Below are 12,083 nucleotides of genomic sequence, written 5' to 3'. Positions count from 1 at the left end.
AGTCGACCCTGAAATTCTCGAAAAACAACATGCATCTGAGTAGCCGTTCAGGGCCTCTTTCGTGTGCAGAACGGGGAACACACGGCAGGGAGAGGTGGACTGTCTGGGGCGTTACGTTCTTACTTGGCCATACCCAAGGGCGCGTACGGAATGAGGCGTGATTACTTCGAACTGACCGTCGAATACATCGATTGGGTTGAACACGATGGGGACCCCGAGAAGCCACTGGTCCGCATCGACTTCCACGGACCCGAGGGGTTGCTCCGAGAGCGACTCACGGGAACCGACGGCGACCTTCTCTCTGCGAGCGAAACTGACGTCGCCTTTCGGCTTCAGGCCCCGCTGGACACACCGGATTCGACTGGTGTCGTCGGCGTCACCAACCGGACGACGGGTGACTTCGTCCTCGAACTGAACGAGGACGCCAACGACGTCCTGAAGTTCATCCGCGCGGCCCGCGAGTACGGAAGAAGCGGCGACGACGACGACGGCCGATACCGGGTCGAACTCACCGTCGAGGGCGAACCGCTCGTCACCTACGAGAAGCGTACCTTCCTCGTCTACGACGCCGACGGGGGACTCCTCCGAGAGAAGAGTCTCATCCCCTCGGGCGTCGAACTCTGAGGCCGTCGAGTGCGCGCAGTATCGGCCGAAACCGCGCCACCTAAACCGTGATGTCTCATATCGACCCCCGTGAGAAACGTCACTGACCGCACGAGCAACCCCTTCGGGATGCGCCCCTCGTGCGAGCGGTTCGTCGCAGGGTACGGCGACGCGAACGCCGACTTCCACGTCGTCGGCGACCATCCGGGTCGACACGGCGGCGTCGACTCCGGCGTTCCGTTCACCAACGACGCCGGACTACGACTGCAAGAAGCACTCGCCGACGCGGGACTCCTCCGAAACGTGGGCACCGAACCGGAGGTACGGCGGACGTTCCTCTCGTACTTGCACATGTGTGTCCCGACCGGCGACGGCGACCCGGACGTGTCCTCGTACGGCGACATGGAACGGTTCTTCGACGCGGAACTGCGCGCCATCGCCGCACACGTCCTCCTGCCCGTCGGCGCGCGCGCCACGCGACACGTGCTGGAGAACTACACCGCACAGGCGCACAAGACCACCGTCGATATGGAGCGACTCCACGCGACCGAACTCCGTGGCAGCGGCTTTCTCGTGCTCCCTATCCGTGATCCGAGCGAGTGGGACGGCGACGACCGTGGGGAACTGGTCGACGGACTCGCGACCCTCCGTTCGACCGACTTCCGCCGCGAGGCCGACCTCGGTCGGTTCCTCGCGGGCGACGACCCGTACTACGTCCGGTAACCCGAACGAATAATTAGGTGTTTTCTGTACTGCTCGCCGTGGGAGTGTGCAACCGTCCAGCGACGGCCACGATTGATTGACAATATTAGAACTCTGTCCGTTTTACTGGCCGGATTGATTCCGAACAGAGCGGAAATATTGCATCGGCTGGCTGGAATTGGTAGTAACGTAGGACTTTTCACAGCATCCGTCCAAGAGGATACTGGCGCGCGTGGTGTGGACGAACAGACCGCCGATGCGCGCCGGGTAACTGCGAGACTGGTGCTCTTCGCAGTTGGCTTGGTCAGTCACGGACCCGCGCTCTGCGCGGGTCCGATGTCACTCGAACTATCCTGAGAGGCTTCGATAGTCGAAGATACACGGAGAAGTCGTCGGCCGGTGAGTCGCGACGACGCCAATTACGCCGACGAGTCGTCTGTCCGGTCGCGGAGTTCCGTCCGTCGAATCTTTCCGGTGACGGTCTTCGGCAAGTCATCGACGAACTCCACCTCGCGCGGATACTCGTGGGCGGACAACTCCTCGCGGACGTGCTGTTTTATCTCCTCGCCCAGCGCTTCACTGGCCTCGTAGCCGTCGGCGAGGACGACGTAGGCTTTCACGATGTTGCCGCGTTCGGTGTCGGGTTTGGGGACGACGGCCGCCTCGGCGACGGCCTCGTGTTCGCCGAGCGACGACTCGACTTCGAACGGGCCGATGCGGTAGCCCGCAGAGATGATGACGTCGTCGGCGCGGCCCTCGAACCAGATGTAGCCGTCCTCGTCCATCCGCGCGAGGTCACCCGAGAGATACCAGTCGTTCTCGAAACACGCCTCGGTCTGCTCGGGTTTTCGCCAATATTCGGCGAAGAAACAGGGGAAGTTGCCGCGGTGGGCGATTTCTCCCGTCTCACCGCGCGGGAGTTCCTCGCCCGTCTCCGGGTCGACGATGGCCGACTCGACGCCCGGGAGCGGTTTCCCCATACTGCCGGGGCGAATCTCCATCGTCGGGTAGTTATTGACGACCATGTTCCCCGTCTCCGTCTGGCCGTAGGTGTCGTGAATCGTCACGCCCAACCGCTCTTCACCCCAGTCGACGACGCCCGCCGAGAGCGGTTCGCCGATAGAGAGCGCGTGCCGTAGGTCCACGTCGACGCCGTCGAGGACTGCCTCGTTGGCGCGGAGCATCCGATAGGCCGTCGGGACGCTGAAGAGCACCGAAATCGGGTACTCGTCGAGTAGTTCCGCCCACGTCTCGGGGTCGAACTCACCTTCGTAGGTGAACAGCGTCGTCCCCCAGAACCACGCACCGAGCGTGTTGATGGGACCGGTCAGCCACCCGAGGTCACCCGTCGACCAGTACAGGTCGCCCTCCTGCAGGTCGACGGCGTACTTCTGTGTGGCCGCGACACCGGCGACCCAGCGATGTTTGTGCAGTACACCCTTCGCCAGTCCGGTCGTCCCCGAGGTGTAGTAGAGTAGTGCGTCGTCCTCGCCTGTTGTGGCCGCCACCTCGTACTCTCGACTCGCGTCGGCCATCGCCGTCCGATAGCTGACGTCACCGCGCTCGATGCCGGTGCCGTCCTCCGAGAGGACGATCACCGTCTCGACGGACGGGGCGTCTTCGACTGCCTCGGCGACGGTGTCGCGGTTCGCTGCTGTCGTCACCACGACTTTCGCCTCGCAGTCGTCGAGGCGGTAGGCGATACCGTCGGGTCCGAACCGTTCGTTGACGCTCCCCCACACGGCCCCCCGTTTGAGCGTCCCGACGAGGGCGACGTAGTGTTCGGGGACGCGCGGCATGTACGAGAACACCCGTTCACCGCGCGCGACGCCGAGCGATTCGAGGACGTTCGCGAACCCGTTCGACTGCCGCGCGAGTTCCCAAAACGAGAGGGCCGTTCGTTCACCGTCGGTGCCGACGTGGTAGAGCGCGACTTTCCCTCTATCCTCGGCGTGGCGGTCACAGACCTCGTGAGCGATGTTCAACTGGTCGGGTGCGTCCCAGTCCGCTTCGGCGTAGATGTCGTCCCAGTCGAACGAGTCGTACGTCTCCTGATACGAGTGGAGGTTATGTTGTGGCATCAAAAACCATGATGGAACCGTGCGTGATAAACACTCGCCCGTGGTGTGTCGAACGAAAGCTCTCGAACCGGACGCCGAGAGTCTGTTTAGTCGTCGAGGGCGGTGAGTTCGGCCGACCCGTTGGTGACCGAGAGTCGGAGTCGGTTGCCGCCGTCGCCGAGTCGCCCGGTGATCCGACGAGGCGTTCGCGTCGTGTTCGCGAGTTCGACTCCGTCGGCGGCGACGTTCCCGTTGGATGCCGCGAGGACGACGTCGGCGTCGAGCGACCCGGAGACGGCGACGTCGATGGACCCGTTCTGCGTCGAGATATCCACGTCTCGGCGGATGTCGAGCAGTTCGAGGTCTATCGACCCGTTCGAGGTCTTCGCGCCGTCGACGCCAGTACAGCCACTCGATTCGAGCGCGCCGTTACTCGTCGTGAGCGTGACGAACCCATCGACGTCGGTGGCCGTGACGCGTCCGTTCTGGGTCGAGAACCGTCCGTCACCGGTGGTGCCGGTCACGTCGACGCGGCCGTTTCCGGTCTCGACGGCCGAGACGGCCAGTGACGACGGCACCTGGAGTTCGAAGTCGGTCGCTACCCGCCGGCGTGCTCGGTCGGTGGTGTAGACCGTCTCGATGGCGAGCGACCGGTTGCGGACTGCCGTTCGGACCTCGACGTCGTCGAAGGCGTCACGGCTACCGATGGTCCGCTTTGTGACAGAGAGTTCGACGGCGTCTCGGTCCCACGTCGTCACGGTCACCGACCCGTTTCGACTCGTCACCTGTAGGTCGGTTGCGTTGCCGACGTCGACGGTGTCGGTCGTCCGTTCACGGACTTCGTTCCTCGGCGTGGTGCATCCGGCGAGCACTGCCGACGCCAAGGAGCCACCGAGTGCGAGAAAGGCGCGTCGAGAGCGGGGTATCACTGCCAGAGAGACGAGCGACGGGGGCAAAAACGTGTCCCGTCGACGCCGTTCGGTGGTCGTCCACAGTCTCTCAGAGTCGGTCGGCTAGCTGTCGGAGTGCGATACCGCCCTTCGTCCGCACCGGGTGGCCGTGGCCGACGGCCAACACGTCGACGTCGGGGATGCGGTCGGCGAGCGTCCGGATACTCCGCTTCACGTTCGACAGACTGTAGGAGAACACCCACGGCGAGGGGTGGAGTTCGCCGTCGATGGTGCGTACGAGGTCACCGACGAAGGCGACACCGTACTCGTCGTGAACGAAGGCAGTGTGGCCGGGCGTGTGACCAGGCGTACGGTGGGCGACGAACGGACCGATTTGGTCGCCGTCTTCGACAGGTTGGATAGTGAACGTCGGGTCACTGACGAAGAGTTCCGTCGCCCGCTGGAAGAGTCCCTTGTGGTTCGTGAGCGGTGGCGAGTCAGTTCCGCGGAAGTAGTCGGCGTCGGGAGCGGCGAGATAGACGTCGGCGTCGAGGTCGAGTTTCGCCAGCGTGCCGACGTGGTCGAGGTCGTAGTGGGTCAGCAGTACGCGGTCGATATCTGCCACGTCGTGGCCGATGTTGTCCATGCGCGTCCGGATGCGGTCGGCGTCCCACGGCGTGCCGGCGTCGACGAGCGTCAGACCGTCGTCGGCGACGAGGTAGGCGTTGACGCCACGCAACCGCATTCGCCAGACGTGATTCGGCGGAAGTCCCATATATCCATATCGTGGTGCCCGACGTGAAAGAGGTTAGCGTGTCGCCACGAGATACCGACCGACGTCACCGAGAAACACCAGTGCGGCCAGCAACGGGAGGACGACGAACAGCGCGAGGTCGACACCGGCCATCTCTGGGAGCACCGGACCGGCGGCGAAACCCACAAGCGGGCCGACTGCACCGAGGAGGTAGAACCACGCGGCACCGCGGCCGAACTTGAGGACGGTCGTCGCCAGCGCAACCGGGAGGAGGACGGCGCCGAGCGGAAACAAAAGGACGAGTGATGGGTCGGCGACGAGCGTCTGAACGTACGCCGTCGGGTCGCCGAAACCCCACCCAGCCGTCAGCGCCGACGCGGGGTCGGACGTGAGTCGTGCGAGAAGCGCATCGATGGCCGAGAGGTTCGCCGCGACGAACTGCGCGAATCCGGCGACGTAGATGGAGAGTGCGAGAAAAACCCCGAGCCACCGGTTCCGGAGTCGAGTTCGTCGGCCGGACGACGACTGTGTCGTACTGGAAGTGCGCGTCGTCCGCGACGACGTGGTTCGGTCGGTTCCGGTCTGCCCGGACGGACTCGTGGAACTCCTGGACGCCGTCGATTGCTGTCGTGTTCGACGCCCACTCGACGAGGAGTTCGACGCCGACTGCGACGACGTAGAACGCTGAGACGACTGAGCCCGAGACGATTTCGAGGTCTTCGACTGCTTCGACTGCTTCGACTGCTTCGAGGTTTTCGACGACTGTGACGACGTCGAACTACTCGAAGTCGTCGAGGCGTTCGAGGACTGGGAGGACGAAGACGACTGCGTCGAACTCGAAGCGGAAGCGGAAGCGGAGGTGGTCGCCGACTCGCCGGGTGAGGAGGGAAGCCCGTTCATCCGTTTTCGGACGTACGTCTCGTGGCCCAGTCGGTCGTACGCCGAGCGTTCCGTCTCGTCGCGGAGCACGTCGTACGCCCGGCGGACCGTCTTGAACTGTGTCCCTGCCCGGTCGTCGGCGTTGACGTCCGGATGGTACTCGCGGGCACGCTGTCGGTACGCGCGCTTCAGGTCCGTTTTCGTCGCGTCCTCGTCGACGCCGAGCAGGTCGTAGAAGTTTTCGGGCATCCCTGGACGGAGACGGCTACGACATGCCCCTGTTTCAATGTATCGGGGTACTGAACCAACTGCGAAGGATTAGTAAATTCTGGAGAACGTTACGGCACGAGAACGCCGACGGCGACGACGACACCGGTCCCGACGATGGCGAGTCCCGCAGACTGAAGGTGGAATCTCCGCGCTCGTCGCCGGTCGGTAGCGTGGTCGTCCGCGTCCGTGACCTGTCGACGCTCGGTGCCGTCGTCGCTCACGTCGTAGACGCCGGTCGACGCGAACCGAGGGCAGAATCCGGTCTGTGCTTGGAGAAATCCCTCGGCGACGACGAAGAGCGAAACGACCGTCACGAGCAGGACGAACCGTGAAATGTCGGTCGCGAGGACTGCAAGCACGACGAGGAGGGTCGCGAGCGACGCGAGTGCACCGAGAGCGGACCGTTTTCGCTGTTCGGCGGGACCGATGTTGCAGACACCGGGCTGGTAGTCGGTCATACTCGAATCGACGGGACGACGGTCAAAGTGGTCCCCGGTTGCGGCACACACCGCCTACTCGACGCGGCGGTCCACACCCTCGCGGTGGCGGAGGCGTTGTGCCTCGTCCCACTCCTCGAAGATGCCGTACTCGGTCATCGTCGTCATCCCAGCGAGTGCGGCACGGAGTTTCAGGCCGACGAGCGGGATGTCGGCGACGGCGATGACGACGTCCGCCTCGATGACCGCACCCTTCCGCAGGATGACGTCGACGAGGTCCACCAACGCGTCGTCCTCAGACTTCGTCGGGCGCATCGCCCCCTCCCAGTTCGGGCGTGAAGGTGTACGGCGGCCACGGCCCGGTGAATCGGACTTCGATACCCGGGTCGGCCGCGACGTCGTCGAGGAGCAAGCCGACGGCCTCCTGTTCGTCGTCCGTGGCGAGGACGGAGAACCGGGCGAGCACGTCGACGTCCTCGTCTGCGCCGCCGATGTCCAACCCGACCGTCGACCGTTCGCCGAGGTCGACGAGGTCCGTCACCTCGCCGGAGAGTCGGTCGGCGAGGTCCGCCGCCTCCGCGCGACGCTGTTCGCTCACCAGTTGGTCGAGACGCGACTCGTACTGTTTGTTCAAGAGGAACTGTGTCCCCTCGCTGGCTTCCTCGCGGCGCTCGGCGAGGTCCCGAAGTTCGTCGTCGGCTTCCTCCAACTCCTCGCGAGCGGCCGCCTCGTCCCAGACGATTTCGATGCGGTACTCCCAGCGTCCAGCAAGGGCGTCGAGGTGGTCGGTCAGCGTCTCGGCTTCGTCACTGAGCCACGACCGTAGTGCCTCGTCGTCGCCGCGGACGATGGTGTCGAACTGGAACGGAAGCGGCGTGCCGAACGCCTCGCCCGCGTCGTCGACGACGGACTGGTGGGTGAGTATCCACCGTTGAATCTGCGTCGCGGAGTCCGAGTCGTAGAGCGAGGTACAGTCGTGGACGACGGCGACGAGTCCGGCCTCGCGGACGACTCGCACCGGTTCGTCGTCGAGGCCCGTCGTCGACAGCGACGTCCCCTCGTCGTCGAGGGCGACACAGTAGAGATATCGTCCCGTCTCGAAGTCGGCAGGAGACTCACTCATGACGCATGCCCCCCAGCATCGCACCGCGCTGGTCGTGGTCCAGTTGCTGGACGGCGTCGGAGACGAGCGAGTCCAAGTCGCCGCGCAGGCGAGCCACGTCGTCGTCGATGTCCTGGTCGTCTTTGAGGCGCTCCAGTTCGTCTTCCATCGCCGCGAGTTGCTGGCCGAGTCGCTCTATCTCGTCGTCCGTGAGCGACCCCGACTCCATCCGGCGGATAGCTTCGCGTTCGAGCGCGTCTACGAGCAGTTCGACGACGGTGACGACGAGCGTCGTCAGGCCGTTCGTCGCCTCCTCGCCGTCGATGTCAATTGTCGTCATCGGCGGATGCGTTCGCGCTCTCCGTCTCGGCCGTCGACTCCTCGTCGGCCGTGTCCTCACTCGCGTCGTCGGCCACTACTTCGCTCGTCTCGTCGTCGGGTTCGTCCGAGTCGGTCGCTCCCGCCCGAACCGTCAACCCTCGCTCGGGCGGTTTCCCTATCTCACCTCGTCCAGAGGCGGCCTCGACACGCTCCATGTCGGTTCCTTCGGGGAACTCCAGACCGTACTGCGAGGCCGTCTCGAACGAGGCGATGGCTGCGCGGAGTTTGATACCGAGCAGTTCCGTCTCGCCGACCGTGACGGCGATATCTGCGTTGATGACGACGCCTTTGTCGAGGAGCATCTCCACGACGTCGGCGAGGCTGTCCTTCTGTCTGGTTGGGGCTGTTCCGTTATTCATCGTCGTTCTCCGTTCGTTCTTTCGCGTCGTCGAACCGCTGTCCGTAGATTCGGGGTCGGTTCGGAGCGGTCGAGTAGCGGGTCTCCTCGGGGACGGTCGAGTAGCGGGTCGACCCGCCTAAGTCCGCCCGCGAGGTGGGCATCGTCGAGACGGCGGTCGGGTTCCGCGAGTTCGGTTGACCCGCCGACTCGGTCCGTTCTTGGTTCTTCTCGACGACTTCGGTCAGTCGTTCACGAGCGTCGAGGATGCTCCCTCGGAAGTCGGCGACCGACTCGCTTATCTTCTTCTGGATGGCCGCCTGCTTCGACTCGTCGGTCTCCAACATGCCGAGTTCGGGTTTCGACAACGACGACTCGTCGTCTTCCGCCTCGGCCGCCGTCTCTTCATCTTCGTCCGCTTCGTCGCCGAAGAGACCGCTGTCGCGGTCGAGAAACCCGTCGTCCGCGTCGCTCTCTTCGCTTCCCTCACCGGACTCACTGAGGCGGTCGAAGATGTCGTCCAACAGACTGTCGTCCGCCTCGTCGCCGGCCTCTCGGTCGAACAGTCCGTCGACGGCCTCGTCGAACTCGCGCTTGTTTCGCCAGAACTCGCGGACGTCGACCGCGTCCCAGAGGTCGGTGAGTTTGACGAGTTCGTTGAGGTTCCGCAGTTCGACGGCCTTCGTCGGGTCGCCGCTGGTCACGGCGTCGGGGAGTTCGTCGGCGTCGACGGTGTCCGGCATTTCGCTGGCGTCGATTGCGTTGGGCAGTTCCTCGAAGTTGATGGTTCCGAGTACGTCTTCTGCTTCGTCGGCGACGAGGTGCAGGTCGTCGAGGAGTTCTTGGGCCCGTTCGTGAGACTCCGGGTCGTCGTCGAGACCGGCCAGTTTCCGCAAGAGCGACTGGGCCTCTTCGACCAGTTCACCCGCATCGGTGACGGTGTCGACGGCCGTCTCCGCTGCGTCTTCGACGGCGTCGGGTGCGTGTTCGACGGTGACGACGTCGGTGACGTCGCTTTCACTGTTCTCGCGACTCTCGTCGGACTCCTCGTTCTCGCTCTCGGCACTCTCTCCGTCCGTCGACTCCGTGGAGTCGTCCGTGGACTCCTCGGCGTCGTGTGCGTCCGTCGTCTGTTCGTCGGCGTCGTCTGTCTGGTCTGTCTCGTCACTCATGGGTCTGGGTCTCCGCTGTGTCGTCGCCGTCGTCGCCATCGCCGCCGTCTTCGAGATGGAGTTCGAGTATCCCGTTTCGGTACGCGCCAGCGATGACGGTCAACCCGTAGCGTGGCAGTCTGATGCGTTTGTAGACGTTGTTGTCGACGCCGACGACGAGCGTTCGTCCGTCGACACCGGCAGCGACCGTCTCGCCCTCCACTTCCGGTAAGTCGAGGTGGACGACGACTCCCTCGTCGGTCTCGCGAACGTTCACTGGTGACTCCGGAGACACCTCCGCGTTCGACGGCCGCCCGCTCAGTTCGTCGTGCTCCGGGTCGCGAATCGAACCGATCCGAATCGAGTAGTCGACCGTTCCGCGGTCGGAGACGGCCCGGCCGTGACGGACCGACTCTCCATTCTCGCTCATCTGGTCGAGCGTCTCCAAGAACCGACGGAGCGAACCAAGGATGCCGTCGCCGCCGGCGGGACGCTCCTCGTCTCGGCTGTCGTCTCGATTCGTGTCCGACCGGCCGGGCGTCATCGCTTCACCTCGACTCGGCCCGAGAGGTTCTCGTGGGCCGCCTCCGCGACGTCGAGTTGGGCTTCGAGTTCGGTGCGTCGTTCTCGGTAGGTCGCTTCGGGGCGCTCGCCGAGTTCGTACAGCAACTGGTTCTCCTTGAGTTCGTCACGAATCCTGGAGACGTCGTACATCTCCTGGATGGCCATCGAGTGGATGGTGTTGAGCAGTGAGACGAACGGCTTGAGGAGCAGGTCGTCGACGAGCAGCATCTTACTGGGCCGCTCCGATCTGGATGTCGACGAAGTTGTACGGTGCCCACGGGCCGCTGTACTGGACGGTCAGGTCCTCGTAGTCGTCGCGGACGGCCTGTACGGCTTCCGAGAACGCCTCTTGGTCGTCGTAGGCGACGAGATACGAACGGTTCATGCACAGTCGGTCGCTGAACAGGTCGTTCTCCACGTCGCGTTCGGCGGCCGCCGCGAGGCGTTCGGCGATGTCGGCGACGGTGTCGTCGTCGACCGTCGCTCCCTCGTCGACGACGATTTTCACGCCCAGTTCGACCATCCCGTCGACGTCGAGGAGGGCTTTTCTGAACGCACGTCGACCGCTGCGGAGGACGCTCTTGAGCGTCCGTCCGCTCTTGAACACCATCCCGAACTGCATCGGGACGACGGTGCGGCCGTCGGCGGATTCGATGACTTCTCTGAGGACGTCGTCGTGTCGTCGGACGTTCTCGTCCGAGCGTTCTGGTTCGAGCGTGTCGATGTCGCTGACGATGGCGGTGAGCGAACGGTACGAGACCGTTCGAATCGGAGTACCGCCGTCGACGCCTTCGATGGCCAACTCGAACTCGTCGTCGTCGACGACGCCGTAGGTGTAGAGATGTTCACTCATGGGCGGCGCTATCGTTGACTCTTCTCCGAACGCACGGGTAGCGTTTGTGGCCGATAGAACAGAACGTCGTCGTCGCATTTGGCCAGAGTAGTTATGCCATCCGATTGTGTTGGCCCAACTATGCCTTCGACAGCATCACCGAACTCCTCAAGCCTCGCAGACGTGCTCGACCGTATCCTCGACAAGGGGATCGTCATCGACATCTGGGCGCGCGTGTCGGTCGTCGGTATCGAGATTCTGACCGTCGAAGCACGTGTCGTCGCCGCATCCGTCGACACCTTCCTGACGTACGCATCAGAGATATCGAAGATAGAGCAAGCCACCCAAACTGGCGACTTGGACGACATCCAAGACCTCGAAATCGAGACGACTTCGGCCCGCAAACACGAACAGAAGATCGAGAAGACACGGGCAGGCGTCGACGCCTCCTAAGCACCGAAGGCGTCTCGCTGACCACACACTTACGCACCTACGCACCACGTACCATAGACGAGGGTTACTTTCGTGACATCGGACACTGACGACGCAGACATCGAATCAATCGACGGTATCGGCCCAAAGACAGCAGATACGCTCCGAGAGGCGGGTATCGATACCGTCGGTGACCTCCGCACGATGGAGCGAACCGACCTCTACGACATCGAGGGTATCGGCGCGGCGACGGCGTCGCAACTCCTCGCTGTGGTCGATGGTGACGACGCAGAAGCGAACGAAGGCGACGACGGGTCGGCCGACGAGAGCAACGACGCAGACGAGAACGACGCTGACGACGCCGACGAAGACAGCGACGACACCGCGACGACCACGAACACCGAGTCGTCGGGGGCGCCCGGGCTCATCGAAATCCGTAACGAGACGGTCGAGTTGGCACCGGAACTCATCAGTCGTGACCTCGACGGCGTCATCGAAGTGACGAAACGTGGCGACGAGTGGGTCGCCGTCGTCGAGATGATCGAACGAAAATCCGTCCCGGACACCCAAGACATCCTCGGGCGGTACGAGATAGAGTTCGACGAAGCTGGCACGCTGACGGGCTACCGTCGCGTCAACCGCTACCGACGGACCGAGTCGAACCCCGACGAGTTCTGACCACGGCGACG

17 protein-coding genes are annotated in these 12,083 nt (G+C 63.9%); 4 read left to right on the top strand and 13 right to left on the bottom strand.

The annotated features are described in order from the left end of the window. Nucleotides 1-150: 150 nt before the first annotated feature. Nucleotides 151-624 carry a DUF5793 family protein gene (locus tag BM083_RS11270; RefSeq protein WP_089869465.1) on the top strand — a complete coding sequence of 158 codons (474 nt, stop codon included), beginning with the start codon at nt 151-153 and terminating at the stop codon, nt 622-624. A gap of 69 nt (nt 625-693) precedes the next feature. Beyond that, nucleotides 694-1,326 (top strand): uracil-DNA glycosylase family protein, encoded by a 633-nt coding sequence (locus BM083_RS11265; RefSeq protein WP_177197609.1) that lies wholly within the window; start codon nt 694-696, stop codon nt 1,324-1,326. 398 nt (nt 1,327-1,724) lie between these two features. Here the strand turns inward: BM083_RS11265 and BM083_RS11260 are convergent, their stop codons facing one another. From BM083_RS11260 to BM083_RS11200, 13 genes are all read right to left on the bottom strand, one after another. Beyond that, on the bottom strand, nt 1,725-3,386 hold the full coding sequence (locus BM083_RS11260) for an acetate--CoA ligase (protein ID WP_089869462.1): 1,662 nt from the start codon (nt 3,384-3,386) through the stop codon (nt 1,725-1,727). Nucleotides 3,387-3,472: 86 nt separating this feature from the next. After that, the gene (locus tag BM083_RS11255; protein ID WP_177197608.1) at nt 3,473-4,294 is read right to left on the bottom strand and encodes a DUF4097 family beta strand repeat-containing protein; all 822 of its coding nucleotides are present in this window, start codon (nt 4,292-4,294) and stop codon (nt 3,473-3,475) included. Nucleotides 4,295-4,364: 70 nt separating this feature from the next. After that, on the bottom strand, nt 4,365-5,030 hold the full coding sequence (locus BM083_RS11250) for an MBL fold metallo-hydrolase (protein WP_089869458.1): 666 nt from the start codon (nt 5,028-5,030) through the stop codon (nt 4,365-4,367). Between the two features lie 33 nt (nt 5,031-5,063). Next, entirely contained in the window at nt 5,064-6,137 is a 1,074-nt protein-coding gene (locus tag BM083_RS11245; RefSeq protein ID WP_089869455.1) for a DnaJ domain-containing protein, read from the bottom strand. 89 nt (nt 6,138-6,226) lie between these two features. Next, complete coding sequence (locus BM083_RS11240; protein ID WP_089869454.1) at nt 6,227-6,616, bottom strand: hypothetical protein; 390 nt, start codon at nt 6,614-6,616, stop codon at nt 6,227-6,229. A gap of 54 nt (nt 6,617-6,670) precedes the next feature. After that, nucleotides 6,671-6,910: a gas vesicle protein GvpM gene (gene gvpM, locus BM083_RS11235; RefSeq protein WP_089869451.1), complete on the bottom strand. Its 240-nt coding sequence runs from the start codon at nt 6,908-6,910 to the stop codon at nt 6,671-6,673. Next, complete coding sequence (gene gvpL / locus BM083_RS11230) at nt 6,891-7,718, bottom strand: gas vesicle protein GvpL (RefSeq protein WP_089869449.1); 828 nt, start codon at nt 7,716-7,718, stop codon at nt 6,891-6,893. The genes gvpM and gvpL overlap by 20 nt, the downstream gene beginning before the upstream one ends. After that, complete coding sequence (gvpK, locus tag BM083_RS11225) at nt 7,711-8,037, bottom strand: gas vesicle protein GvpK (protein ID WP_089869447.1); 327 nt, start codon at nt 8,035-8,037, stop codon at nt 7,711-7,713. The genes gvpL and gvpK overlap by 8 nt, the downstream gene beginning before the upstream one ends. Further along, nucleotides 8,024-8,437, bottom strand: coding sequence for a gas vesicle protein GvpJ (gene gvpJ / locus BM083_RS24075; protein WP_089869446.1), 414 nt, complete (start codon nt 8,435-8,437; stop codon nt 8,024-8,026). Before gvpJ ends, gvpK begins: the two co-directional genes overlap by 14 nt. Then, the gene (locus BM083_RS11215) at nt 8,430-9,587 is read right to left on the bottom strand and encodes a hypothetical protein (protein ID WP_143085716.1); all 1,158 of its coding nucleotides are present in this window, start codon (nt 9,585-9,587) and stop codon (nt 8,430-8,432) included. Before BM083_RS11215 ends, gvpJ begins: the two co-directional genes overlap by 8 nt. Beyond that, entirely contained in the window at nt 9,580-10,110 is a 531-nt protein-coding gene (gene gvpH / locus BM083_RS11210; protein WP_089869443.1) for a gas vesicle protein GvpH, read from the bottom strand. The genes BM083_RS11215 and gvpH overlap by 8 nt, the downstream gene beginning before the upstream one ends. Next, nucleotides 10,107-10,358 carry a gas vesicle protein GvpG gene (gene gvpG / locus BM083_RS11205; protein WP_009366042.1) on the bottom strand — a complete coding sequence of 84 codons (252 nt, stop codon included), beginning with the start codon at nt 10,356-10,358 and terminating at the stop codon, nt 10,107-10,109. Before gvpG ends, gvpH begins: the two co-directional genes overlap by 4 nt. 1 nt (nt 10,359) lies before the next feature. Continuing rightward, nucleotides 10,360-10,983, bottom strand: a complete 624-nt coding sequence (locus BM083_RS11200) for a GvpL/GvpF family gas vesicle protein (protein ID WP_089869440.1) — start codon at nt 10,981-10,983, stop codon at nt 10,360-10,362. A 120-nt stretch (nt 10,984-11,103) separates the two neighbouring features. On the opposite strand from BM083_RS11200, the gene gvpA reads away from it, so the two are divergent. Together gvpA and gvpO are read left to right on the top strand one after the other, a co-directional pair. Continuing rightward, nucleotides 11,104-11,415: a gas vesicle protein GvpA gene (gene gvpA, locus BM083_RS24135; protein WP_049893539.1), complete on the top strand. Its 312-nt coding sequence runs from the start codon at nt 11,104-11,106 to the stop codon at nt 11,413-11,415. Between the two features lie 72 nt (nt 11,416-11,487). Beyond that, nucleotides 11,488-12,072, top strand: a complete 585-nt coding sequence (gene gvpO, locus BM083_RS11190) for a gas vesicle protein GvpO (RefSeq protein WP_281244179.1) — start codon at nt 11,488-11,490, stop codon at nt 12,070-12,072. Nucleotides 12,073-12,083 lie beyond the last annotated feature (11 nt).

It is taken from the genome of Halogranum rubrum (assembly GCF_900114455.1).
Classification (GTDB): Archaea; Halobacteriota; Halobacteria; order Halobacteriales; family Haloferacaceae; genus Halogranum; species Halogranum rubrum.
This window is presented reverse-complemented; position numbering and strand designations above follow the sequence as displayed.